This is a genomic window from Bifidobacterium sp. ESL0769, from assembly GCF_029395495.1.
Taxonomy (GTDB): Bacteria; Actinomycetota; Actinomycetes; order Actinomycetales; family Bifidobacteriaceae; genus Bifidobacterium.
This window is the reverse complement of record NZ_CP113918.1, coordinates 1,415,424-1,440,362: the sequence shown is the minus strand read 5'-3', so window position 1 is coordinate 1,440,362 and position 24,939 is coordinate 1,415,424. Positions and strand designations below refer to the sequence as shown.

Sequence of the window (24,939 nt, the reverse complement as noted above, 5' to 3'; positions counted from 1 at the left end):
TTTACAGGTTGTTCGGTTCAGAGCTATCCGGAACAACGGCTTCCAAGGCTTTGGCGCCGATGTCATGGCGGTAGAAGAAACCGGTGGTGTCTAGGGCGTCTAGAGTGTCGTAAATCTTGGATTGGGCGGCCTTAAGGGTGGGTGCGACCGTTTCGTAGACCAAGACGCGACCGGAGGAAGAGACCAAACCGGTTGAAGATGCCAAGTCAGCAGGATTCAGATTTTCGGGATGCTTCGGCCTTTTCACGCCGGCGTAATAGATGCGAGAATCGGAATCGGTGGGGATCGCGGGTACCAAGGTTCCCTTCTTCGGCTTGCCGGGGTAGCCGTCGGCGGCGAGCACCACACCGAGGGCGGTGGCATCCGTACGCCACGTGAACGTCGGCTGTTCGTCGTTGAGGATGGCGTTGATTCCTTCGCCGAGGTCGCTCGTGAGTAGCGGCAGCACGGCCTCGGTTTCCGGGTCGCCGAAGCGGGCGTTGAACTCGATGACTTTCGGGCCGTCGTCGGTAGCGATAAGGCCGGCGTAGAGGATACCGGTGAACGGTGTGCCTTCTTCGGCCAACGCTTCGACGGTCGGACGCACGATGGTGTCGATGGCCTGTTCGACCGTGTCATTGCTGATTTGCGGAACTGGGCTGTATGCGCCCATGCCGCCGGTGTTTGGGCCTTTATCGCCGTCGTAGGCACGTTTGTGGTCCTGTGAAATGGGCATTGGCCAGAATTCGGTGCCGTTGACGAAGCTCATCAGCGAAAATTCCTGTCCTTCGAGGAAGTCTTCGATTACGACCTTGAGGTCGTCGTTGCCGAAACGGCGTTCGACGAAGATGTCTTCTAGGGCACCAAGTGCCGTCTGTTCATCAAGGGCGACAGTTACGCCCTTGCCGGCGGCCAACCCGTCAGCTTTGATGACGATTGGCGTGCCGTGTTCGGCGACATAAGCCGCAGCCGCTTCATAGTCGGTGAACGTACGGTAGGCAGCGGTCGGGATGGCGTGGCGGGCCATGAGCTGCTTGGCGAAGTCCTTGGAGCCTTCGATCTGTGCAGCTGCGCGGGTGGGGCCGAACGCCTTGAGGCCAACCTCACGAAAATCGTCGACGATGCCGTGCATCAGTGGCACTTCGGGGCCGACGAGAGCCCAGTCGTAGCCGCTGGACTGCATGAATTCGATAAGTGCCGCGTGATTGGATGGGTCGATGTGGGTGGTGCGGATGCCGTCGAGCTCCATGCCGGGGTTGCCGGGAGCAACGGTGACTTCGTCGACACTCGCGCCGTTGAGCAATGTGGCGGCGATCGCGTGTTCGCGCGCGCCTGATCCGATGACCAGAACCTTTATACCCATTTCGTGTCCTTTCCTCGAGCTTCCGCCTGTGGAAGTTTGTTGATGAATTCCGCTTTGATTGATCGATGAGAAGTTTTCTGATACCAATGTCAAGTATAGATGAAATGACCTCGGTATGAATTAAGCGAACAAAACTCGTCTGAGCCCATTATCCGGCACGATCGAGCCGATGACATGGCCGGTTTCGCCGACGGTTTCAAGGGTTTTGAGAGTTTGCTTCACGTTCGCCGAGTCGACGGCCAAGACCATGCCGATGCCCATGTTGAAGACGTTGAACATCTCCTCGTGATCGATGCTGCCCGCGCGTTCGATGATGTCGAAAATCGGCGGGATGCTCCATGTTCCAATCTTGATTGACGCTGCGAGACCTTCGGGAATCATACGGGGAATGTTCTCAATGAACCCGCCGCCGGTGATGTGCGCGACGCCTTTGATAAGGCCCGCGGCAAAAAGCGGCTTGAGCGCCTTGACGTAGATTTTCGTCGGGGTGAGCAGGACGTCGCCCAACGTGGCGTCGCCGAGTTCGTCAAGTTTCGTATCGACGCTATAGCCGGCTTCGTTGAACAAAGCCTCACGTACCAGCGAGAATCCATTGGAATGGACACCAGAAGATTCCAAGCCAACTAGTACATCGCCTTCGCGGATGCCCGATCCGTCCACGATTGCTGATTTTTCGGCGACCCCAACAGCGAATCCAGCCAGATCGTATTCATCTTCGTCATACATACCCGGCATTTCCGCCGTCTCGCCGCCGATGAGCGCCGAATCCGCCTGAACGCAGCCATCCGCCACACCGGAAACGACCTGCTCCAGAAGTGCGGGATCGTTCTTGCCGCAGGCGATGTAATCGAGGAAGAACAGCGGTTGCGCACCTTGGGCGGCGATGTCGTTGACGCACATCGCCACGCAGTCGATACCGATGGTGTCGTGTTTATTGGCCATTTTGGCGACCATCAGCTTCGTACCCACGCCGTCGGTGCCGGAAACCAGCATCGGCTCCTTATAGCCGAGGCTTGCCAGGTCGAAAAGCCCGCCGAATCCGCCGATACCGCCGACTACTCCGGGTCGGTTGGTCCGTGCGACGTGCGATTTGATGCGGCGGACGACCTCGTAGCCGGCCTCGACGCTGACTCCTGCTTGTTCGTATGCTTGAGGCATGCTATGCCCTCCTTGTGGTGGTGCTTGCGATTTGTTTGCTTTGTTTCGATGACTCTGTGCTGCTATATTCGTTGTCCACGTATTCGCTCTGGTATTTGGCGAAACGTGGCAGGCGCTCGCGTTCCTCGGGTTTGAGCGAAGCGAGGAATTCGTCTTCATAATCGTCCAGAGCGGTGGGGTAGTCGCCATTGAAATAGGCTACACACAGCCCTCCGTAAGGCGCGTCGGCGTTGAGGCCGATGGATTCGATGAGCCCGTCGAGGCTGAGGAATTGCAGGGAATCCGCGCCGATGTATTTTCGGATTTCCTCGACGCTCATCCGTGCGGCGATCAGTTCGCGGGTGGTGGAGATGTCAATGCCGTAGAAGCAGGGGTATTTGAGCGGTGGCGAGCTGATACGCATGTGTACTTCGGCCGCGCCTGCTTCGCGCAGGAGCCGGACGATGCGCTTGGAGGTGGTGCCGCGCACGATGGAATCGTCGATGACGATGATTCGTTTGCCTTTGACCACGCCACGTACCGCCGAAAGTTTCATCCGTACGCCTTGCTCGCGCAATTCCTGCGTGGGCTGGATAAACGTACGGGCGATATATTGGTTCTTGATCAGTCCCATCTCATTGGGCAAACCGCTGGCCTCGGCGTAACCGGAGGCGGCGGAGAGCGAGGAATTCGGCACCCCGATGACCATATCCGCGTCGACTGGCGCTTCCTTGGCAAGCCGTGCGCCCATGCGTTTGCGGGCGGAATGGACGTTGACGCCATAGATATTGGAATCGGGGCGAGCAAAATAGATGAATTCCATCGAGCAGATTGCCAGCTGGGTTTTGTCGGTGTAGGTCAGAATCCGATAACCTTCATCGTTTACGACTACAATCTCACCGGGACGAATATCTCGAACCAGCTCGGCACCCACAGTGTCCAAAGCGCAGGTCTCGCTGGCGAGCACGTAGGCCCCGTTGCTCATCCGACCAAGCGAAAGCGGGCGGAAACCGTTGGGGTCAAGCGCCCCGATCATCGCGTTTTCTGTCATCAGCAGATAAGCGAAACCGCCATGAACAGTGTTGAGGGCTTCCTTGAGTTTTTCGACGAACGTCGCTTTGTTCGAGCGACGAATCAGATGCATCAGCACTTCGGTGTCGGAGTTCGAGTGGAAGATGGCGCCTTCGTTCTCCAGTTTGGCGCGCAAAGCGATGCAGTTGGTGAGGTTGCCGTTATGAGCCAGGGCAAAGTCGCCGTCGTGGAAGCGGAAGATGAACGGCTGGATGTTGTCGATGCCGCTGGAGCCGCTGGTGGCGTAGCGGACGTGCCCGATGGCGCGATCGCCGGTGAGCCGTTCGATTTCGCGTTCGTCGTGGAACACTTCGGTCAAGAGCCCCAGGCCGCGGTGGCCGATGAGCTTGCCGTGGTCATTGGAAACCATGCCGGCACCTTCCTGCCCGCGGTGTTGGAGGGCGTGCAGCCCGAAGTAGGTCAGGCGTGCGGCATCGGGATGGCCCCAAACGCCGAACAGGCCGCATTCCTCGTGGATATCATCGAGTTCGAATGACATATCAGGCCTTCCTTTCATCGGTCGGGTTGGTGGGATTGGCCAGGTCGACTAAGTCGGTTGGATTGGTGGTATTAATGTGATTGGTGATATCAGTCAGTTTGGCTCCATCGGTCGAGTCGATGGATTTATCCGGTTTCGCTGTTTCGCTTTGTTTTGACGCGACTCCTGTGAAATAGCGAACTCCGGCCTCGAAAATCGGCTGGAACTCGCGGCCTGGAACGTTCAAATACAGTCCATCGCCACGGCGTTCGGAATGACCCATCTTGCCCAGTACCCGGCCATCAGGGCTGGTCAGCGCTTCGACGGCGGCCATGGAACCGTTGGGGTTGTCGGCCAGATTCATGCTCGCGTTGCCGTTTTCATCGACATATTGTGCGGCGATCTGACCGCTACTGGCGAGCTGACTGATTTGTTCGGGCGTGGCGACGAACCGGCCTTCGCCGTGCGAAATCGGGATGGTGTAGATATCGCCGACTTCGCTGCCCGCCATCCAAGGCGAGAGATCGCTGGAAACCCTCGTACGCACCAGACGGCTTTGATGCCGTCCGATGGTGTTGAAGGTCAGTGTCGGCTGGTTCTCGCTGGGCTCGACGATGTCTCCATAGGGCACGAGGCCGAGCTTGATGAGCGCCTGGAAGCCGTTGCAGATGCCGAGCATCAGGCCATCGCGGTTGCCCAGCAGGTCACGCACGGCGTCCGCCACAGCAGGAGCACGGAAGAATGCGGTGATGAATTTCGCCGATCCGTCTGGTTCGTCGCTGCCTGAGAAACCGCCCGGAATCATGACGATCTGGCTGGCCTTGATTTCCTTGGCCAGTTGTCGCGACGATTCGGCTACGGCCTCGGGGGATAGGTTATTGACAATCAGCGTGTGCGGGTCCGCACCTGCCGCCGCGAAAGCCGCCGCAGCGTCGTATTCACAGTTATTACCGGGAAATACCGGAATGAGCACGCGCGGCTTGGCCTTGAGCGGGTTGCCGACGTAGAAAGCCTGCTGGCCTTTACGGTAACTGATGGTCTGCGTATCTGTTACGTTTTGGGCGGGAAGTTGTGCGGAGGGTTCATTTGAAGCCGTTTGGATGTTCTCCGTTGTGCTGGCTTTGCCATTGATGCCATGGCTGCGATAGGGGAAGATTTCTTCCATCGTGGATTCCCAAACATCCTGTAATTCGCCAAGGTCGACGGTTTCGCCGGCCGCCGCGAATTCATAAGTAGCCGTGGTTGTGCCAATCACTTCAACGCTAACTTGCTCGTCACTTTCCGGCACTTCGGCACCTTCCGCAAGTTCCACAATAAAGGAACCGTATGCAGGTTCGAACAGGACGTCAAGGTTGATGTCGTTGTTCAGCCTGACGCCGATCTGATTGCCCAGCGTCATCTTAAACAAGGCTTCGGCGGAGGCACCGTATCCCAGTGTGGAAATTGCGAGAGTCTGGTTGGTGGCGGTCAGTTGTTCGACCAGTGCCAAAGTTTCAAGCAGATCGTCGGGGCTGGGGATAAGCCGGTAAGCGCTTTCGGCATCGTTTGCATTGACGGAAGTCGCATCATATCCATACCGTTGCGGTGCTATACGCACGATACGATGCCCGGAACCCTTGAATTCCGGCGATACCGCACCGTTCATATTTCCGGTGGATACGGCGAAGGAGATTAGCGTGGGCGGTACATCCAGCTCTTGGCCGTCCTGCTCGAAACTGCCACTCATTGAGTCCTTGCCACCGATGGCACCGACCTTGAGGTCGAGCTGAGCGCTCAGAGCGCCGAGCAATGCCGCAGTGGGCTTGCCCCAACGTTCGGGGTCCTGATGAAGCTTGCCAAAATATTCCTGGAAGCTCAGGTAGGCGTTTTCTCTCGTGAAACCGGTTGTGACGAGCTTGGAGACCGATTCGACCACGGCCAGATAGGCACCGGCGAACTGGTTGCGTTCGGTAATGAACGGGTTGAAGCCCCAAGCCATGGCGCTTGCCGTGTGGGTCAGCCCGTTAGGCACGGGAAGTTTGGCGACCATGGCCTGACTTGGCGTGAGCTGTTCGCGTCCGCCGAACGGCATCAGCACGGTGCCGGCGCCAATGGTGGAATCGAAACGTTCGGCAAGACCCTTGTTGCCGGCGATGTTGATGTCGCCGACCAAGGAGGTCAGGCGTTCGTGAAGATCACCGGATTTCCAAGCTTGCGGAACCGAATAATCTTCGGCGGGCAACACATGGATGTGCTGATGTTTAGTCGCACCGTTTGAAGCGAGGAATTCTCGGGACAGGTTGACGATGCGTTTGCCGCGCCAATCCATGACCATGCGTGGCTCGGCGGTGACGGCGGCAATGACCGTCGCTTCAAGGTTTTCCTCGTGCGCATAACACAGAAACTCGTCCACGTCCCCAGCCGCCACATCAACGGCCATGCGTTCCTGAGACTCGGAAATAGCCAGTTCTGTGCCGTCTAAACCCTCGTATTTTTTCGGAACCTTGTCGAGGTCGATTTTCAGCCCGTCAGCGATTTCGCCGGTCGCTACAGAAACTCCGCCTGCGCCGAAATCGTTGCAGCGTTTGATGAGCACGCTGGCATCATGGCGTCGGAAGAGCCGTTGCAGCTTACGCTCGACGGTTGCGTTGCCCTTCTGAACCTCGGCTCCCGATTCGACCAGGCTGTCGGTATCCTGTGCCTTGGAAGCGCCGGTTGCCCCGCCGATGCCGTCACGCCCGGTACGTCCGCCTAAAAGAATGATCTTGTCTCCAGGGGTTGGTGTCTCCCGGCGTACGTTGACGGCTGGTGCCGCGCCGACCACGGCCCCGACCTCCATGCGTTTGGCAACGTATCCAGGATGATAAATTTCATCAACTTGTCCGGTAGCCAGCCCGATCTGATTGCCGTAGGAGGAATAACCCTGAGCGGCGGTAGTGACCAACTTTCGTTGTGGCAGCTTGCCTTCCAGCGTTTCTGATACCGGCACGCGTGGATCTCCGGCTCCGGTGACGCGCATGGCCTGATAGACGTAGGCACGTCCGGAAAGTGGATCGCGGATGCAGCCACCGATGCAGGTGGCCGCCCCGCCGAAGGGTTCGATTTCCGTGGGGTGGTTGTGCGTTTCGTTCTTGAACAGGAACAGCCAGTCCTCAGGCTTGCCGTCGACGTCCACTTTGATTTTGACGGTGCAGGCGTTGATTTCCTCGGACTTGTCGAGTCCGGTCAGCTCGCCTTCGGCCTCGAGTTCTTTGGCCCCGATGGTTCCCATATCCATCAAAGTCACGGGCTTGTTGGTACGCCCCAGATTTTCTCGAACCTTGAGATAGCGCTTGAATGCGGCCTCAACCACGGTGTCGTCGATATCGATCTGCGTTAGCTCAGTGCCAAAGGTGGTGTGGCGGCAGTGGTCGGACCAATAGGTGTCAATGACTTTGATTTCGGTGATGGTCGGTTCGCGGTGTTCACCGCGGAAGTAAGTCTGGCAGCATTTTGCGTCGCCCAGATCCATCGCCAGTCCTCGTTTGGCAATGAAACGCTGCAATCCGGAGTCGTCTAGTTCATTGAAACCGTCGATTACCTCGACATCGGCTGGAACTTTGACTTCGGTTTCCAACGTTTTGCGCGTTTCAAGCCCGGTTTCGTGCGCGTCTACAGGATTGATGACGTAGCGTTTGATGGCAGCAGCATCCTCAGAAGAAAGATTGCCGTATAGTGCATAGATTTTCGCCGTGCGCACGTCCGGTCGTGTCCCTTGGCTCAAGAGCTGGATGCACTGGCTAGCCGATTCCGCACGCTGGTCGAACTGACCCGGCAGATATTCCACAGCGAAAACCTGTGCACCGCCCAAATCGGGCAATTCGCGCGTCGCCCTATCAACTGGAGGCTCGCTGAAAACTGTGGGAATGGCTGCTTCGAAAAGCGCGGCATCCAAACCTTGCGCATCGTAGCGGTTGATGATGCGAACGTGCTTGAGTCCAGTGAGCCCGAGGACATCCCGAAGCTCGTTGGCAAGATTACTGGCCTCGACGTCAAAGCCGGGTTTCTTTTCTACATACACGCGAAAAACTGTTGAAAGCACTGATGTTCCTTAGCGTAGCTGAGTCAAGTGGTTGGAGTGATGGAATCGGGAAGCGAAGAAATAGCTTGAGAACGGAATATTGCGCAATAACCAAAAATCGCTCGCATACCAACGATTCAGGTATGCGAGCGATATGTCATTCGACCTTGACGCCTCGGCAGTTGGCCAGGTCAAGCAATCGTTTGTAGATTTCCTCGTAGGCGGGGATGATGTCGCCGAGGTCTCTGCGGAAGAGGTCTTTGTCGAGATGTTCGACTTTGCCGGAACCGTCCTTCAAATCCCAAAGTCTGCAGGTATCCGGAGTGATCTCGTCGGCCAAGACGATTTCGCCGTCCTTGTTTTTGCCTTCCTCAATCTTGAAATCGACGAGTTTTACATCGATGTCGCGAAAGATTTTGGTGAGTTTTTCGTTGATGTCACGGGCCTGACGTGAAACCTCGGCCATTTCCTCGTCGGTCGCCAGTCCAAGGGCTACGATGCCGTCGATGTTGATGAACGGATCATGCAGTTCGTCGGATTTGAAGCAGAATTCGAGGATTGGACGCTTGAGCTCGGTGCCCTCCTTGATGCCGTAACGTTGAGCGAAGGAGCCGGCAGCGGTGTTGCGCATGATGATCTCAAGCGGAAACATCGTGATTTTTTCGTTGAGCTGCTCGGTGTCGGAGACGCGGCGAATGAAATCCGTTTTGACGCCCTCGGCTTCCAAAAGCCGGAAAAGAACCGTGGTGATGCGGTTATTGAGACTTCCTTTTCCTTGAATCTGGGCCTTTTTCGCGCCGTCGCCGGCGGTGGCCTGATTCATGTATTCGACCCAGAGTATATTCGGGTCATCCGTTGAATAGAGTTTCTTGGCTTTGCCCTTGTAGAGCATATCCAGTTTCTCCATGATTCGCCCTTCCCGTAGAGTAACGAGATTGATTGAATGAGGTGAACTTACGTCAAAAATATACCAACGGAAGCCAACAAGTTCGCAGCTCACAGCGCACAAAAAATGCGACAATAGATCGTTTATTCAAGCAAAAGCGTTTTACCAGTAACGCCGTTTTCCAACAATTTCGAACATTGTAAATTTTCTGTTACATCCGTTGGAAAGATAAGATAATGGCCGTCCCTGAGCAGTTTAGGCGGCATCAGGATAGTCTTGCACTGATGGAATCATCACATCTACAAATGTCATGAATTCTTAATTCTCAAGTTACATTCAAAATCGATGAGAACGCTGCAAAATAGGCTTGCGGCTTATTCATTTTGAAATTGCGATATGAAGATCATTCGAAATCTTCGCGGCTTTTTCCCTTGCATTCGTTTCGTTGGTGCCGGTAGCTAAAGCGACGGCCATACGACGGTGGCCGTTTACCGTCGGCTTGCCGAAAATACGCAGGTCAGTGTTGGGCTGTGATAACGCTTCCGGGACGTTGGTGAAGGTGACTTGGCCGGTTCCGGTGACCACCACGGCATGGCTGGCTGCGACTTCACCGTTTTTGAGGCTCAATGCAACGCTTTCTTTGGTAACAGGAATGCCCAGAACGGCTCTGGCGTGAAGCGCGAACTCGCTCAAGTGTTGGGAAATCATCGTCACCATGCCGGTGTCGTGCGGGCGGGGGGAGACTTCGTTGAAGAGGATGTCACCGTTCTTCAAAACGAACAGTTCGACGCCGAAAACGCCCCAACCGTGTTCGCCGTTCTTATGGGCGATGTCGATCAATCCGCTGACGGCCTTGCGAGCGATATCCTGCGCTTTTTCGAGAATCCTCGGATTCACTTGTGCCGGTTGCCATGATTCGCGGTAATCGCCGTCTTCCTGTCGCTGACCGATAGGGGAGCAGACCACGATGCCTGCGCTGGAGGAGACGGTGAGCATGGTCAGCTCGTAATCAAGCGGTGCGAACGCTTCGACGATAACCCTTGAAATTCCGCCATCCTTGGCATCCCTTCGTCCGGTTTGCGCTTCCTGCCAAGCCGAATCAAGGTCGCCGTCGCCGCGAAGTACGGACTGTCCGTGTCCCGAGGAACTCATCACCGGTTTGACCACGCACGGATAACCGACGGCTTGCGCTCCGGCTTTGAATGCTGCAAACGAACCGGCGAAACGATACGGCGTGGTTGGCAGACCAAGCTTTTCATGCATCAGCGTTCGCAGCGCTTCCCGGTCCATGCAGATTGCGGCGATACGCGAGCTGGGCACGACCTGGATGCCCTCCGACGCCGCATTGGCTAATTCCGGGGTCGCGATGGCCTCGATTTCCGGAATGATAATCGAAGGCTTGGTTTCGGCAATCAAGTCGCTGAGTGCCACGGAATCGGTCATATCCAATACGTGGCTTTCCTGCGCAATCTGCATGGCAGGCGCGTGTTCGTAGCTGTCGGCGGCGATGACGAATGCCCCGAGCCGTGTCAGTTCGATGGCGATTTCTCGCCCGAGTTCGCCTGAGCCCAGCAAGAGCATGCGAGTTTGGTGGGATTCGGCCGGATTGCCTAGCGGGTAGTTGACGGATGATGATGCGGTTTGAGCGGTCATGATTTCATTGTTGCATACGATGGCCCCGAGTGAGGTTCGCTTTTAATAATTGTTGATGAATTGTGATATTGGTGGTCTCAGGATGCCGGTTGGTCCAAAAATTCATCGATGATCGGTTGACTCTCAACTTCTCGGACAATACATTGAAAATTCAGAATGTCGTAACGGGCACAATAAAGTTCGTCCTACATATTTCGATAGCCGCGAACTGAAATGACGGCGTTAGGATTGAATTATGCCAGATTCCCGAAACGTCGCAGGCGATGCCGACAAGCCGTTGACCATCGCGTTGGTGGTCGATTCGGTTGGCAACCGGGGCAACGGCACTTCGAATTCGGCGTTGCAGTATGCTCGGGAACTCGAGAATCAGGGGCATCACGTTCGATTGGTTGGCGTCGGTGCGCCAGATTTCCCGGTTGAGGTCCACCATTTACCATTCGTTTCATGGCTTGCGGCCAAGCAACAGATGCAATTTGCTAAGCCTGATGACACTGTTTTTCGCCAGGCTTTCGAGGGCGCTGATGTAGTGCACATCTATATGCCGTTCAAATTTGGTCGGCACGCGCTCGCTGTTGCGAAATCCATGGGCATACCGGTGACCGCAGGTTTCCATCTCCAACCCGAAAACGTCACATATTCTGCGGGGCCGTTGCGCTATATTCCGGGCATTCCGTCGCTTATTTACTACCTGTTTGATTTCTGGCTCTACCGTCATATCGGCCATATCCATGCCCCGAGCGAAATGATTGCCCGTCAGTTGCGTGCGCATGGTTATCGTGCCCGATTGCATGTCATCTCGAACGGATATTCCAGCCGGTTTCATCCCGCGAAGTATAGGCTCATTTATGAAGAAGACAATGAATGTAATCAACATGAGAGAATCGGCAATAGCACCGAGGCTTTGAACGGAGAAGTCAATGACAGCCGTGGCGACAAGGCGATTGAAATCAGCAAGGCCGACAGTGCAGGAACCTCGGCTCGGGACCCGCATCGCTCGCAGCGTGTGTTCCGCATCATCGCTTCCGGGCGGCTTACTCACGAAAAAGACCACGAAACGCTGATTCGTGCGATCGCGTTAAGTCAGCATGCTTCACAGATCGATTTGACCATCTGCGGTACCGGACCATTGCAACGCCGTCTTCGTCGGTTGGCCAAGCGATTGCTGCCGAGGCCTGCGCATATCGGTTTCCATGCCAACGAGGATATGCCGAACCTGTTGCGTCAGGCCGATTTGCTTGTGCATCCTTCCATCGTCGACATCGAATCATTGAGCGTGTTGGAGGGCATCGCGTCCGGTTTGGTGCCGGTGATTGCCGATTCGCCGCTTTCGGCCGCCAGCCAGTTCGCGCTGACTGATTCCTCGGTTTTCCCGGCCCGCAATGCCAAGGCGCTCGCCCGCCGCATCGACTGGTGGATCGAGCATCCGCGGGAACGCGCCGAATGGGGCCCGAAATATGCGCAGGAAGCACGCGACAAATACGCGTTGCCGCAGTGCGTCCACAAATTCGTCGCAATGGAGCGCGAAGCCATTGCGGAGGCGTCGTTCCCTCGTAAAGACCGTTGATGCCAGTGGTCATTTCAGGTGCTTTTCATCTCTAGTCGCGGCAGAACCTGTGCGAAAAGCACTAAAATCGCCCCGAAAAGGTGCTTTTCTCCTCTAGTTGTGGCAAAACCAGTGCGAAAAGCACTAAAATCGCCTCAAAATGGTGCTTTTCTCACTGGTTTAAGACGAAGCTACGGTGCGCAGTTATAGCAGCGCGATGAGCTGGTCGGTATGCTCCTGGGTGGTGGCCCAGCTGGTGCAGATGCGCATCACCGTATGTGTGTCGTCGTATTTTTCGAGGAAGCCCATGGCGACCTGCGGGGAAAGCCGGTCGATGGTGGGCTGGTCCATGGCCACGAAAATCTGATTGGTCGTGTTCTCGTAGACGAGCTGGTACCCTTTGGTCTTCAAAGCGGTACGAATTTGGTCGGCCATCACGTTGGCATTCTTGGCGATTTTCGTGTAAAGCCCGTCGGTAAAGAGTGTGTCGAATTGCAGGCCGAGCAGCCAGCCTTTGGCCAGCAGCGCACCATGTTGCTTGATTTGCGTAAGGAAATGCTTTGGCGTGTTGTTCTTCGTGAAGACGACGGCTTCGCCGAACAGTGCTCCGACCTTGGTGCCGCCGATATAGAAGACGTCGGTGATGCGGGCGATGTCTTCGAGTGTCAGATCGGTGCCCTCGGCGGTCAGCCCGTAGCCGAGGCGTGCGCCGTCGAGGAATAGCTGCATGTCGTATTGGTGAGCGACATCCGCGATGGCCGTAAGTTCCGCTTTGGTGTACATCGTGCCGTATTCGGTCGGGTGCGAGACATAGACGCAACCGGGGAAGACCATGTGGGTGTAGTTGCCGTCGGCGTAGAAGTCCTTGCAATATTGCTCGAGGTCGGCCGCGTCGATTTTGCCTTCGTGGCTTGGCAACGTGAGCACTTTATGCCCGGTAGATTCCACGGCACCGGCCTCGTGGACGTTGACATGCCCGTTGGTTGCGGCGACGACTCCCGCGTAGGGCGGGGTGATGGTGTCGATGACGGTCTGGTTGGTCTGCGTGCCGCCAACAAGGAACCAGACGTCGGCGTCCGGGCAAGCGCAAGCCTCGCGGATCTTTGCTTTTGCAGAATCGCAGTATTTGTCGGAGCCATAACCTGGAAGCTGTTCCATATTGGTTTCGGCCATCCGCTTCAGGATTTGCGGGTGCGCACCTTCCGTGTAATCACTGGTAAAGTCCAGCATATCGCTCCTTCATTTGCTCGTGTTGAGTATGTCTCTACCATAATCCCACGGGTGTCTATGGCAAGATAAAAGGCGGCATTCGCTTTCCGGTTTGTCGATAAAAATTAAGAAAAGGGCGTTCCTGCTTTCGCAAAAATGCCCTTTTCGGATGTTTCGTGAGACTCGCTTTCGCTCCCGGATTTGGGAAGTTTTCGTGGCCCGATATGGTCTTATTGTTTGTTGGTATCGGTGGTGATGCCGCGTTCGTCGTTCATCGTCGCGAAGTTGAGACCAATGAGGATTCCGCCGCCCACGAGATTGCCGAGAATGGCGACGACGATGACGAGAATCGCCTTCCATGCGTTGATGGCGCCGTGCATACCGAGAATGAGGAACATCGCGGAATCGGCCACCGAGTGTTCGAAGCCGCAGAAGGTGAAGACGAGCACCGCGACCACCATGATGATGCACTTGGTGAAATCGTTGGAAAGCTTGCCGTTGTAGACCATCAGCATGGCGATATTGATGCAGAAGTTGCAGAAGATCGCGCGCACGAAGAGGTCGCCGACGCCTCCCACGGAGTTGAGATAAGAGAGTTTGGTATTGGCTGCGGTGAGCATGACGTCGTAACTGGCGCCCGAAATGATGGTGGAGAAACGCAGAATAATGGCCACGATAAGTGCACCTAGCAAATTGCCGAGCAGACATAGTCCGAGTAGCTTCAATGATTGCAGCCATCCGATGCGCTTGTGGTAGGCTCCGACGCTCACGACCATCATGTTCGAGGTCAACAGTTCCGAATTGGTGTAGTAGATGAGCACCAGCGCCCAACCGAAGGTCGTTCCCGCCAGCACTTTGCCGGCCAACAGAAGTCCCGGTCCGCCTTTCGAACTTGCTCCCATGATGACCCAGAAGGCGGTGAAGAAGACGCCGACCAGAATGCCCGCCATCGTGGCGCGCTGGATGTAGCGGCCGGTCATTTTGCCGGTCATGGTCTCTTTGTTGTCAAGCGCGTCGAGCACAGTCGAGATGAACGCGCGTCCGGGGAAGAGCGGCTTGGTTTCGTCCTCGGTTCCTTCGACTTCGGAGATGGTTGTTTTCAGTTCAGATAATCTGCCCATAGTTCTTTCTTGTATTTCCTGCTTATTGTTGATTGAAAGGTAAAAAGTCTCTTACTTTCATTATGGCTGGTAACGTTTGCCCTTTGTATGAAATACAGTATTTTGTTACCTAGAACACATGGATAATGTGACAAAACATACAAACGGATCATGGCGGGAGTATTTAAAAATTGTTTTTTGAGACATAAAACTATTGACTAGTCTCAAAACTGTGCATATCATCAATCTGTTTTACGACATTCAGCAGGTAAGTGAATAGTTTGGTGATGAAAATGCAGGATGTGTCGAAAAGGAAAACCGGAAATAGTCGGCAACGGATAATCGACGAGGACAATGAAGCGGATTCTGACAGTGCCTCTCAAAACTCATCGCAATCGGTAAGGGGCCATGGACCGAATGAGGCCGATGGCGTCAGTTCTACCAAAGCCCGGCATGCATCCTGCGGGCGGCATGATGACCAATCGATGCGCTCGGCCAGGAGGTTTGCGCCATTGCCCAAAGGCCGGATTGCCTTGCTTCTGCTTACCGGCCTGGCGGCGCTGCTCGGTCTTGCCGGTGCCCTGGTTCGTGCCAACGTCACCACTTCGCTTCCGACGGTCGTGATGCCCGACAACCACGGCGTGCTGATGGTCTTCGGATTCCTTGGCACCGCGATAAGTCTCGAACGTGCGGTCGCTTATCGTGGCGGCGGCAACGGTCACGCCCATTGGTGCTTTGCTGCGCCTCTGTGTGGCGGCTTGGGCACATTGATGCTGTTGGTTTCGGGCGTGGTCGCTTCGGCGATTCATTCCACGTACTTGACCAGCGTTGGTCATGCCGTAACGGGCGCGCTGTGGATTGTTTCGATGGCTGTGCTGTTCGGCATTTACGCCGCTTTGTATCATCGCCAGCCGTCCGGTGAAGTGCTGATGCAGCTGATTGCAGCATGCGTCGGACTCGTCGGCGTGACGCTCTGGCTGGGTGATGTCGACGCGACGATACTGGCCCCGATGTGGCTGATGTTCCTGGTGCTGACCATCGTCGGCGAGCGGGTCGAGCTGGCCCGCGCCGTGTTCTCCAAGCCGCACGTCGAAAGCGTGGTGCTGGGTCTCTGTCTTTCCGCAGTGCCGGCGTTGGTCGTCCAATGTGTGGTGCCTTCCGTCGGTTACCCGTTGCTCGGGCTGTTGCTCGCCGCCTTGGTAATCTATATGGTCCAGCATGATGTCGCTCTCGGAACCTGGCGTAATTCCGGGCTCACGGGGTTCATGGGCACCTGCATGCTGAGCGCGTATGCTTGGGGTCTGCTCGCCGCGCTTGTCTGGTTGTTCGCCCCGATTGAAGCTGGTGGTTATTGGACGGATATGGGTTTGCACGCCCTCGCCCTCGGCTTCATCATGACCATGGTCATCGCTCACGCTGATGTCATCATCCCGTCGGTGACGCGCCGGCCGATGCCATTCCATCCTGTGTTGTGGGTCTCTTGGGCTATCGTCCAAGTCGGTTTGGTGTTGCGGCTGGCCGGAACCGTCAGGGGAGCGCAAACCCTTTGGAAAGTGGGGGATGTGGTCAGTGTCATCGGAGTGCTGGCGATGATGGTGCTGGATATGGGCCTCGTCGTCTTCGGCCGGCGGATACTGGAGATGAAGCGCAGGTGTCGTTCGTCGCAGGCCTCGTCACCCCATAAAAGCCGTCGTCTTGCGGATTCGCACACGATGAAGAACGGTCAGATTCCGCCTGTCGAAGGCGGATTCGCAAGTGGAGCGAGACGGCTTCCTAATTCTGCGCGCTCATTGAGGCCGGTGGCGTTCATGAGCGTGGCGGTCATGGTGTTCCTGGCACTTTTCGCGGTGTATGCGCTGGTGAAACCGTCCGGTTTGAATTCTGGTACGGTTGCCGGTGGGAACAGCGGACTTTCCGCCGCTTCTCAGTTTTCCTCCCGGTCCGCCGACCTGGCTTCCGCTGGCTCAGCCTCTTCCGGCGGTGATTTGTCCGCTGGCGTTTCCGCCACGGGCCGCACCACAACCGTCAAAATAGGCGTCAGGGGTATGTCGTTCGTTCCCTCCTCCATATCGCTGCCGGCCGGCAACAAGCTCGTGGTTGCGTTCACCAACACCGGCGACCAGCGGCACAACCTCACGTTCGTGAACGGCAAGCAGACCGGCAATGTAGCGGTGGGGGCGAAAGCCACACTGGATGTCGGAGTCATCGGCAAAGACAACGTCGCATGGTGCGCGCTCGCCGGCCATCGGCAGATGGGCATGGAGCTCAAGATCCATGCAATAGGCGGCAAGTCGGATTTGCAGGCTTCCGGTAACACCTTGAATTCCACGAAAGCAAATGACGCTGCATCAGGCGATGTGGCCGTTCCCTCCGCCGCGAAACTGCAGGATTATGCACGTTCCGCAGCGCCGTTCGATGCTGCTGTTCCCCGCGATGAATTTGCCGGGGTTCCGGGCGCCCACGAGCGCCGCTATACGTTTGATATCAAAGAGCGTAAGGAAAAACTGGCGGACGGCGTCACTCGCACGGTGTGGGGTTATGACGACGAGTCCCATTCCCGAGACAAGACCAGCGAGCCGTTGAGCCCTGGTCCAGTGTTGCGTGGGCGTGTCGGCGATACCTTCCACATCCATCTGGTCAACCACGGCAGCATGAGCCATTCCATTGATTTCCACGCTGGATCCGCCGTGCCGCAGGAGATGATGCGCAACATCGAACCGGGCAAGAGCCTTGACTACACCTTCACGGCCGACCACGCCGGAATATGGCTCTACCATTGCTCCAGCGACCCGATGTCGAACCATATCGCCAACGGCATGTACGGCGCGGTGCTCATCGAACCGGATGATCTGCCGGCTGTGGACGCCGAATACGTGCTGGTTGGCTCTGAAATCTATCTCGGGGCCAACGGATCGGTGGCCGATCCTGCCAAAGTCGCCGCCATAAAGCCGGATATCATGACCTTCAATGGTCGGGCGTTCCAGTATGATTCGCACGCACTGCCGTTGCGCGTGGGCGGACGGGTGCGTATCTGGGTGCTTGACGCCGGGCCGAATATGCAGCTTTCGTTCCATATCGTCGGCACGCAGTTCGACACCGTTTGGAGCGAGGGTCGCTACCTCGTCGCGCCGGGGAACGTAAGCAATGTGAGTGGCCAGTCGCCAAACGCGGGTGCCCAAGTACTTCCGCTCGAGCCCGCACAGGGCGGATTCGTCGAGACTCGCATCGACAAGCCCGGCAAATATCCGTTCGTCAACCACACGATGAGCCTGGCCGAAGAGGGCGAGCATGGATTCATAGAAGTGAGATAACGGAACGGAGTTGATTTTCTTCGTTTGGGATATTTGCGACGCGCCGGTTGCCCAAGGTCAAGAGAATCATGTATAGTTCTTATCTGTTGTGCGGATGTTGATTCGGCTTATCGAGTCGGTCGGTTTCACACTTCGATGGTGGCCATAGCTCAGCAGGTAGAGCATCTGATTGTGGTTCAGAAGGTCGCGCGTTCGAACCGCGTTGGCCACCCCATCACTCCCCGGAATATCAATGTTCCGGGGATTTTCAGTTTCTGAACCTTCGGGTTTCAGTAACGATTAGTAACGATGGTATACGCGACCGTGAAATCGTTCTCTTGCCCGTTCTATCGTTTTATATAGTCCTCGTTCGTGCTTGCCGTTACAATCGTCTGTATGGAACAGGCGCAGCAGAATACCAACGATGATGTCCAGGCGGTAGAGAAATTTTATGTTAAATATGACGGAACCGCATTGGACAATCACGAGATTGATGTCAAGCAGCTCGCGCCTGCCCTTCTTGCGTTCTCTGCGATGTTCGATGCCGTTCAAGAACAGGTGGCTCCTGAGGCACGTGTGAAGCTCAATGCAAAGGCGACGGAAGAAGGCTCGTTCGTAGTCGACCTCATTGTCCACATTATGCAGGAAGGTCCGGCTGTTCTCACCGGCACTACAGTGACTGCAATTCTCGCCGTCGATGGGCTCTCTGACATTGCCATGAAAGCCGTACGCCTTTTCAAAAGCATTATCAAGCATGGTAAGCCTAAGAAAGTAGAGGAAAAACCTGGGGCCGACGCGTTCAGCGAAATCGATGTAGAACTTACAGACGGAACCAAGATCAAGGCCACTAAGACATCCCTTGCGCTTGTCTCCGACGAACGCTTCACGCAAGCTGTCAAGGATGCTACTGCTCCGGCGCTTACGGATGGTATCGATTCCGTCGAGTTGCGCAACGAACACGGTTCAGAGAATGTGGACTCCGAAGAAGCCGATGGTTTTGCTCACTACAGCACAAAAGAGGAGGACACCACTGAATCCTCTGCGGAAATGGTTGTGCAGGCGCTTGACCCCTCTTTCCGTCCCAATGGCAAATGGCGTGTTACCGACGGTATCAAAACGCAATTCGTTGCGCTTGAGGACGAGGCTTTCAAGAAGAAAGTGCTTGATGGCAAAGAGGTGCTGCGTGCCAACGATATATACAGGGTTGTCATGCGGGTCGAAAAGGCGTTCGACGAACATAACAGGCTCACCGCGCGTTACGTTGCCATCGAAAAGGTCCTTAACCACGAATCGGTCGCCGAACAGCCCATGCTCTTCTGAAATGATGCTGACTGGATATTGTCAATGACGTATAAGGTTCGTTGTTCTATGTCATGCGAAGTGGAGATAAAGCAATTCACTATAACCTATATGTAATACGTCTTGTAGTGTGAAGAGAATTACCGTTATGAGATTGCAAAAATGGGAATCGGTCACGGAGTGGCCATTGACGATTCTTTCGGTTGTCTTTCTTGTGATTTACGCATGGCAGATTCTTGCAGAACCGACAGGAATCTGGAACTCTGCTTCGGAATGGACCATGGATGTACTCTGGTTGCTTTTTGCCATTGACTATGTAATTTCACTTATATTAGCGGACGGTAAATGGGACTTCTTCAAGTCGCATCTGTTTGACTTGGCTGTTGTCGTTTTGCCGATTATCAGGCCATTGCGGGCGCTGCGTGTTCTTAGTGCGCTCAATGCTTTGCACAAGACCAGTGGCATGGCGCTTCGGGGCAAAATCATCATGTATGTGGTTGCGTGTGCGGTTCTTCTGATAATCGTCGGGTCTCTAGCTGTCCTCGATGCGGAACGTCACGCCCCGGGAGCCACCATTACAACGTGGCCAGATGCTTTGTGGTGGACTTTCGTGACCATCACCACCGTAGGATATGGCGACTACGCTCCCGTCACTACGACCGGAAGATTGATAGCGTTCTTTCTCATGGTCGCCGGTATCGGCATCATTGGCGTCGTCACAGGAACATTTGGTTCGTGGATTGTCGATGAGGTGAGTGTAGATGAGGAAAAGAATACGGAGATAACCCGTAAGCAGATTGATGAGCTATCTAGCCGTCTCGAGCATATTGAACGGATGCTGGAGGAAGATACCCAGTCTTCTATTACAAAGGACATCTCATAATAAGAAGAAGCGTCTTACGATTGCTGCTGATTACGATTCAGCGGTGGTGTCTGTTCTTGAATTAGTGGCTGTTTCCCAATCTATATGGGGGATAAGCCAACCTCAAGGTGTCTGGGAACATGGGCTTGCTTGTCACGGTTTTGACGTGGCTGAACTCGAGGAAGCCGGACTTGCCGTGATAGGAGCCCATGCCGGAGGCACCGATGCCGCCGAAGGGAAGGCGGCTGGAAAGCAGGTGGCCGAGTGGTAGGTTGAAGCCCAGCGCGCCGGAACTGGTATGGCGTTCGAAAAGCAGACGAGTTGATTTGGAACGCGTGAAGACATACAACGCCAAGGGTTTCGGGCGTTTGTTGATAAATGTTACGGCTTCGTGGGCATTGTGAACGGCGAGAATCGGCAGAATCGGGCCAAAGATTTCCTCTTGCATCACCGGATCGTCGGGCCGGACGTCGGTGAGAATTGTCGGAGCGATATAAAGGAGCTCACGGTTCGTTTCTCCACCGCTGAAAGCTTTTCCGTCGGCTGGCAGCAATCTGGCAAGTCTATCGAATTGCTTGGTATTGACGATTCGTCCGTAACTGGCTGATTTTGCAGGATTGTCGCCGAAGAATTTCTGTGCGAACGCTGCAATTTTCTCTGCCAACGGTTCGACAAGTTCCGGAGTGGTCAGTACATAATCGGGCGCGACGCAGGTCTGACCGGCGTTGGTAAAGCGTCCCCAAGCGATACGTCCGGCGGCGACATCGAGATTGGCGCTCGCGTCCACGAACACGGGGGATTTGCCGCCAAGTTCGAGCGTGACCGGCGTGAGCTGTTTCGCCGCAGCTTCCATTACAATCGAGCCGACCTTGCCGTTACCGGTATAGAAAATATGGTCGAATGGTTGTTTCAGCAGTTCAGTGGTTTCGGGCACTGCTCCCTGCACAACGGCAAATGCCCGTGGGTCGAGATATTTGTAGATTAACCGTTCCATTAGTTCGCTGGTATTGGGGGAGAGCTCGGAAGGCTTGAGGCAGACGCAATTGCCGGCCGCGATGGCATCGGCCATCGGTTCAAGGCTCAGCATCAGCGGGTAGTTCCAGGGTGAAATTACCAGAACCACACCTTTGGGTTCGGCTATCGTCCAGCTGCTCGCCGGTTGCATCAAGAGCGGCATAGCCGTGTGGTGTCGTCTGCTCCAACGTTCGATACGTGGTTCGACGAACTTGATTTCATCTAAAACCAGCTTGATTTCCATCAGCGCGGTTTCGGCGGCAGGTTTGCCCAGATCAAGATAAACAGCGTGTTCGATGTCCTTGCGATGCGCTGTAACCATTCGTTTCATCCGCCCGAGTTGTTCGCGTCGCCAAGCAAGAGGTCTCGAGACTCCGGCTTCGAACGAACGGTGTAATCGTGTTACTGTCTCTTCGCAGGTATCTGTCATTTTGCTTGACCTATCATGCAGGAAAATTCTTGTTATGTTGCATCCTACTTCGTATTCTTTATCCTAGATTGCCGTCTGCTGTCCGATAATGAGTTTCGTATGCATCTCGGCAATGTTTTCCATAGATGAATCATCAAGCTTGTTAGAGCGGGTAGAGGCACGGATACGAATAAGGTAACGGATTCCGTTTTTATCAAAGTAAATAAAAATGTCCGAAGTGCTATGTTATAGTTTCTAATTGTGTGTGCCAGTGGCATGCCTTATGTAACAGGCGTGGGCACTGGGATATCCCGGAACTTGCTAGATTGCGCGCAGCAATGCGGCGGCAGGAGAGCGATGGGCCATCGGGCCGGTGGACTGTGGCTGTCTCATTTCGATTCGTCGACTGGGGCTGCAGCGAGGCGGCTCCGCAAGAAATAATGATTAACGAATCGGAGAACTGAAGTTGCCTACTATAGAACAACTTGTCCGCAAAGGACGTAAGGCAAAGTCAAAGAAATCCAAGACTTTGGCCTTGAAGGGCAGCCCGCTGCGTCGCGGCGTGTGCACCCGTGTGTATACCACTACACCGAAGAAGCCGAATTCCGCGTTGCGTAAGGTCGCCCGTGTGCGCCTGAGCTCCGGCATCGAAGTTACCGCCTACATTCCGGGCGAGGGCCACAACCTGCAGGAGCACTCCATCGTGCTCGTCCGCGGTGGCCGTGTGAAGGATCTTCCTGGTGTGCGTTACCACATCGTGCGCGGTGCGCTCGATACCCAGGGTGTCAAGGACCGCAAGCAGGGACGCTCCCTGTACGGCGCAAAGAAGGCGAAGTAAGAGATATGTCACGTAAAGGACCATCCAAGAAGCATCAGCTGCTCCCTGATCCGATCTACGGCTCGACCGTGGTCGCTCAGCTCATCAACAAGATCCTGCTCGACGGCAAGAAGTCGATCGCCGAGGACATCGTCTACTCCGCACTTGATATGGTCAAGGAGAAGACCGATCAGGAACCCGTCGCCGTCCTCAAGCGCGCGCTCGACAACATCCGTCCGTCCCTCGAGGTCCGTTCCCGCCGTGTCGGCGGCGCGACCTACCAGGTCCCGGTCGAGGTCAAGCCCAACCGTGCCAACGCCCTGAGCCTTCGCTGGCTCACCGATTTCTCCCGCAAGCGTCGTGAGAAGACCATGGCCGAGCGTCTCGCCAACGAGATTCTCGATGCCTCCAACGGCCTCGGTGCTTCCGTGAAGCGCCGCGAGGACACGCACAAGATGGCAGAGGCCAACAAGGCCTTCGCCCACTATCGCTGGTAATCTTCGCAGACGAGTTAGGGTAAGGATAGATTTATGGCACTTGATGTGCTCAGTGACCTCAACGAGGTCCGCAACATCGGCATCATGGCTCACATTGATGCCGGTAAGACAACGTGTACAGAACGTATTCTGTACTACACCGGTAAGAACTACAAGATCGGCGAGACGCATGAAGGCGCCTCGACCATGGACTTCATGGCCCAGGAAAAGGAACGTGGCATCACCATTCAGTCTGCTGCGACCACCTGCTTCTGGAACCGTCAGACCCATGACCCCGACAAGAAGTTCCAGATCAACATCATCGACACCCCCGGCCACGTGGACTTCACGGCCGAGGTGGAGCGTTCGCTCCGCGTGCTCGATGGCGCCGTTGCCGTCTTCGATGGCAAGGAAGGCGTAGAGCCCCAGAGCGAGACCGTGTGGCGTCAGGCCGATAAGTACGGCGTGCCGCGCATCTGCTTCATCAATAAGATGGACAAGCTCGGCGCTGACTTCTACTATTCCGTCGACACCATCAAGAAGAAGCTCGGAGCCACCCCGCTGGTCGTTCAGCTGCCGATCGGCGCTGAGAACGACTTCATCGGCATGGTCGATTTGATTCGTATGAAGGCTTACGTCTGGAACGACGTCACCACCGATCTCGGTGCCCACTACGACACCGTCGACATCCCTGATGACCTCAAGGACAAGGCCGAGCAGTATCGTTCGGAGCTTCTCGACCAGGTGGCCGAGTCCGACGATGATCTGATGGAGAAGTACCTCGAGTCCGGCGAGATGAGCGACGAAGAGATTCGCGCAGGCATCCGCAAGCTCACCATCGAGCGCAAGGCCTACCCGGTTCTCTGCGGTTCCGCTTTCAAGGACAAGGGCATTCAGCCGCTGCTCGACGCAGTGGTCGATTACCTGCCGAGCCCTGAAGACGTTCCCGCCATCGTCGGCTTCAAGCCCGGCGACGAGTCCCAGGAGATCGACCGTAAGCCCACGATGGACGATCCGTTCGCCGCGCTGGTCTTCAAGATTTCGACCCACCCCTTCTATGGCAAGCTCGTGTTCGTGCGCGTCTATTCCGGCTCCATCAAGCCGGGCGACACCGTGCTCGATTCCACGAAGGACAAGAAGGAACGCGTCGGCAAGATCTTCCAGATGCATGCCGATAAGGAGAATCCTGTTGACGCTGCCGAAGCCGGCAACATCTACACGCTCGTTGGTCTGAAGAACGTTTCCACCGGTGACACCCTGTGCGCTGACAATGCCCCGATTTCCCTCGAGTCCATGACCTTCCCGGACCCGGTGATTGAGGTCGCCGTGGAGCCGAAGACCAAGGCCGATCAGGAGAAGATGAGCCTGGCTCTGGCCAAGCTAGCCGACGAGGATCCGACCTTCCAGGTCAAGACCGATGAGGAAAGCGGCCAGACGCTGATTTCCGGCATGGGCGAGCTGCAGCTCGACATCATCGTCGACCGTATGCGCCGTGAGTTCAAGGTGGAGTGCAACGTGGGCAACCCGCAGGTCGCCTACCGCGAGACCATCCGCAAGGCCGTCATGAATCAGGAATACACCCACAAGAAGCAGACGGGTGGTTCCGGCCAGTTCGCAAAGGTCTTGATGAACTTCGAGCCGATTGACCCTGCCGAGGGCAAGGACTACGAGTTCGTCAACGAGGTCACCGGCGGCCACATCACCAAGGAATTCATTCCTTCGATCGATGCTGGTGTGCAGGAAGCCATGGAAGCCGGCGTACTCGCCGGATTCCCGGTGGTCGGTGTCAAGGCGACCGTCACCGATGGTCAGATCCACGATGTCGATTCTTCCGAGCTCGCATTCAAGATCGCCGGTTCCATGGCGTTCAAGACCGCGGCCCCGAAGGCCAAGCCCGTCATTCTCGAGCCGATTATGGCCGTCGAGGTGCGTACCCCTGAGGAGTACATGGGCGACGTCATGGGCGACATCAACTCCCGTCGTGGCAACATCAATGAGATGAAGGACGCCACTGGCGTCAAGGTCATCGAGGCAAAGGTCCCCTTGAGCGAGATGTTCGGCTACATCGGTGACTTGCGTTCCAAGACGCAGGGCCGCGCGATGTTCACCATGCAAATGGATTCGTATGCAGAGGTGCCGAAGGCGGTCTCCGAGGAGATCATCAAGGCCCAGCGCGGCGAATAAAATACTTCGCCCAAAGCGTGTCTGTCTCCAGTCGGCGCTAAAATTTTTTAGCGCTGACTGGGTTCGGGCACTTTGTGGCAGGTAACCCAGAAACCCAGTAAACTGTAGCGAGTATCTCGAGGCCGAAAAG

At 55.7% G+C, this 24,939-nt stretch carries 15 protein-coding genes, 1 tRNA gene and 1 pseudogene; 8 read left to right on the top strand and 9 right to left on the bottom strand.

Annotated features, from left to right (window positions below):
- Window position 1: 1 nt before the first annotated feature.
- From purD to purT, 6 genes and pseudogenes are all read right to left on the bottom strand, one after another.
- On the bottom strand, window positions 2–1,342 hold the full coding sequence (purD, locus tag OZX72_RS05860; RefSeq protein WP_277157749.1) for a phosphoribosylamine--glycine ligase: 1,341 nt from the start codon (window positions 1,340–1,342) through the stop codon (window positions 2–4).
- Window positions 1,343–1,462: 120 nt separating this feature from the next.
- A complete protein-coding gene (gene purM / locus OZX72_RS05855) occupies window positions 1,463–2,500 on the bottom strand; it encodes a phosphoribosylformylglycinamidine cyclo-ligase (protein WP_277157748.1) in 1,038 nt (345 codons plus the stop codon).
- A 1-nt stretch (window position 2,501) separates the two neighbouring features.
- Entirely contained in the window at window positions 2,502–4,049 is a 1,548-nt protein-coding gene (gene purF, locus OZX72_RS05850; RefSeq protein ID WP_277157747.1) for an amidophosphoribosyltransferase, read from the bottom strand.
- Window positions 4,050–4,215: 166 nt separating this feature from the next.
- Window positions 4,216–8,088 (bottom strand): annotated as a pseudogene (locus tag OZX72_RS05845) (phosphoribosylformylglycinamidine synthase); the annotation flags it as partial.
- Window positions 8,089–8,224: 136 nt separating this feature from the next.
- A complete protein-coding gene (purC, locus tag OZX72_RS05840; RefSeq protein WP_277157745.1) occupies window positions 8,225–8,974 on the bottom strand; it encodes a phosphoribosylaminoimidazolesuccinocarboxamide synthase in 750 nt (249 codons plus the stop codon).
- A 357-nt stretch (window positions 8,975–9,331) separates the two neighbouring features.
- Window positions 9,332–10,606 carry a formate-dependent phosphoribosylglycinamide formyltransferase gene (gene purT, locus OZX72_RS05835; RefSeq protein WP_277157744.1) on the bottom strand — a complete coding sequence of 425 codons (1,275 nt, stop codon included), beginning with the start codon at window positions 10,604–10,606 and terminating at the stop codon, window positions 9,332–9,334.
- Between the two features lie 235 nt (window positions 10,607–10,841).
- On the opposite strand from purT, the gene OZX72_RS05830 reads away from it, so the two are divergent.
- Window positions 10,842–12,170 carry a glycosyltransferase gene (locus OZX72_RS05830; RefSeq protein WP_277157742.1) on the top strand — a complete coding sequence of 443 codons (1,329 nt, stop codon included), beginning with the start codon at window positions 10,842–10,844 and terminating at the stop codon, window positions 12,168–12,170.
- A gap of 183 nt (window positions 12,171–12,353) precedes the next feature.
- On the opposite strand, the gene OZX72_RS05825 is transcribed toward OZX72_RS05830, so the two are convergent.
- Window positions 12,354–13,379, bottom strand: a complete 1,026-nt coding sequence (locus tag OZX72_RS05825; RefSeq protein WP_277157741.1) for an aminotransferase class I/II-fold pyridoxal phosphate-dependent enzyme — start codon at window positions 13,377–13,379, stop codon at window positions 12,354–12,356.
- A gap of 209 nt (window positions 13,380–13,588) precedes the next feature.
- The gene (locus OZX72_RS05820) at window positions 13,589–14,479 is read right to left on the bottom strand and encodes a formate/nitrite transporter family protein (RefSeq protein WP_277157740.1); all 891 of its coding nucleotides are present in this window, start codon (window positions 14,477–14,479) and stop codon (window positions 13,589–13,591) included.
- A gap of 266 nt (window positions 14,480–14,745) precedes the next feature.
- On the opposite strand from OZX72_RS05820, the gene OZX72_RS05815 reads away from it, so the two are divergent.
- The 4 genes from OZX72_RS05815 to OZX72_RS05800 all read left to right on the top strand — a co-directional run bounded on the left by OZX72_RS05815 (window position 14,746) and on the right by OZX72_RS05800 (window position 19,930).
- Entirely contained in the window at window positions 14,746–17,769 is a 3,024-nt protein-coding gene (locus OZX72_RS05815) for a multicopper oxidase domain-containing protein (RefSeq protein WP_277157739.1), read from the top strand.
- Between the two features lie 138 nt (window positions 17,770–17,907).
- Window positions 17,908–17,983, top strand: a tRNA-His gene (locus OZX72_RS05810).
- Window positions 17,984–18,144: 161 nt separating this feature from the next.
- Entirely contained in the window at window positions 18,145–19,068 is a 924-nt protein-coding gene (locus tag OZX72_RS05805; RefSeq protein WP_277157738.1) for a hypothetical protein, read from the top strand.
- A 127-nt stretch (window positions 19,069–19,195) separates the two neighbouring features.
- A complete protein-coding gene (locus OZX72_RS05800; protein ID WP_277157737.1) occupies window positions 19,196–19,930 on the top strand; it encodes a potassium channel family protein in 735 nt (244 codons plus the stop codon).
- Between the two features lie 61 nt (window positions 19,931–19,991).
- On the opposite strand, the gene OZX72_RS05795 is transcribed toward OZX72_RS05800, so the two are convergent.
- The gene (locus OZX72_RS05795) at window positions 19,992–21,353 is read right to left on the bottom strand and encodes an aldehyde dehydrogenase family protein (protein WP_277157736.1); all 1,362 of its coding nucleotides are present in this window, start codon (window positions 21,351–21,353) and stop codon (window positions 19,992–19,994) included.
- 445 nt (window positions 21,354–21,798) lie between these two features.
- Between OZX72_RS05795 and rpsL the strand changes: the two genes are divergently transcribed.
- Genes rpsL through fusA form a run of 3 tightly spaced genes read left to right on the top strand, consistent with a single transcriptional unit; the run spans window position 21,799 to window position 24,809 of the window.
- Window positions 21,799–22,170, top strand: coding sequence for a 30S ribosomal protein S12 (rpsL, locus tag OZX72_RS05790; protein ID WP_277141808.1), 372 nt, complete (start codon window positions 21,799–21,801; stop codon window positions 22,168–22,170).
- 5 nt (window positions 22,171–22,175) lie between these two features.
- Window positions 22,176–22,646 carry a 30S ribosomal protein S7 gene (gene rpsG / locus OZX72_RS05785; protein WP_277141807.1) on the top strand — a complete coding sequence of 157 codons (471 nt, stop codon included), beginning with the start codon at window positions 22,176–22,178 and terminating at the stop codon, window positions 22,644–22,646.
- Window positions 22,647–22,679: 33 nt separating this feature from the next.
- Window positions 22,680–24,809 carry an elongation factor G gene (gene fusA / locus OZX72_RS05780; RefSeq protein ID WP_277157735.1) on the top strand — a complete coding sequence of 710 codons (2,130 nt, stop codon included), beginning with the start codon at window positions 22,680–22,682 and terminating at the stop codon, window positions 24,807–24,809.
- The last annotated feature ends 130 nt before the right edge of the window (window positions 24,810–24,939 follow it).

What these genes read in the sequence shown, in the direction of transcription:
- purD (WP_277157749.1), bottom strand. Translation starts at nt 1,342, where the DNA reads ATGGGTATAAAGGTTCTGGTCATCGGATCAGGCGCGCGCGAACACGCG.
- purM (WP_277157748.1), bottom strand. Translation starts at nt 2,500, where the DNA reads ATGCCTCAAGCATACGAACAAGCAGGAGTCAGCGTCGAGGCCGGCTAC.
- purF (WP_277157747.1), bottom strand. Translation starts at nt 4,049, where the DNA reads ATGTCATTCGAACTCGATGATATCCACGAGGAATGCGGCCTGTTCGGC.
- purC (WP_277157745.1), bottom strand. Translation starts at nt 8,974, where the DNA reads ATGGAGAAACTGGATATGCTCTACAAGGGCAAAGCCAAGAAACTCTAT.
- purT (WP_277157744.1), bottom strand. Translation starts at nt 10,606, where the DNA reads ATGACCGCTCAAACCGCATCATCATCCGTCAACTACCCGCTAGGCAAT.
- OZX72_RS05830 (WP_277157742.1), top strand. Translation starts at nt 10,842, where the DNA reads ATGCCAGATTCCCGAAACGTCGCAGGCGATGCCGACAAGCCGTTGACC.
- OZX72_RS05825 (WP_277157741.1), bottom strand. Translation starts at nt 13,379, where the DNA reads ATGCTGGACTTTACCAGTGATTACACGGAAGGTGCGCACCCGCAAATC.
- OZX72_RS05820 (WP_277157740.1), bottom strand. Translation starts at nt 14,479, where the DNA reads ATGGGCAGATTATCTGAACTGAAAACAACCATCTCCGAAGTCGAAGGA.
- OZX72_RS05815 (WP_277157739.1), top strand. Translation starts at nt 14,746, where the DNA reads ATGAAAATGCAGGATGTGTCGAAAAGGAAAACCGGAAATAGTCGGCAA.
- OZX72_RS05805 (WP_277157738.1), top strand. Translation starts at nt 18,145, where the DNA reads ATGGAACAGGCGCAGCAGAATACCAACGATGATGTCCAGGCGGTAGAG.
- OZX72_RS05800 (WP_277157737.1), top strand. Translation starts at nt 19,196, where the DNA reads ATGAGATTGCAAAAATGGGAATCGGTCACGGAGTGGCCATTGACGATT.
- OZX72_RS05795 (WP_277157736.1), bottom strand. Translation starts at nt 21,353, where the DNA reads ATGACAGATACCTGCGAAGAGACAGTAACACGATTACACCGTTCGTTC.
- rpsG (WP_277141807.1), top strand. Translation starts at nt 22,176, where the DNA reads ATGTCACGTAAAGGACCATCCAAGAAGCATCAGCTGCTCCCTGATCCG.
- fusA (WP_277157735.1), top strand. Translation starts at nt 22,680, where the DNA reads ATGGCACTTGATGTGCTCAGTGACCTCAACGAGGTCCGCAACATCGGC.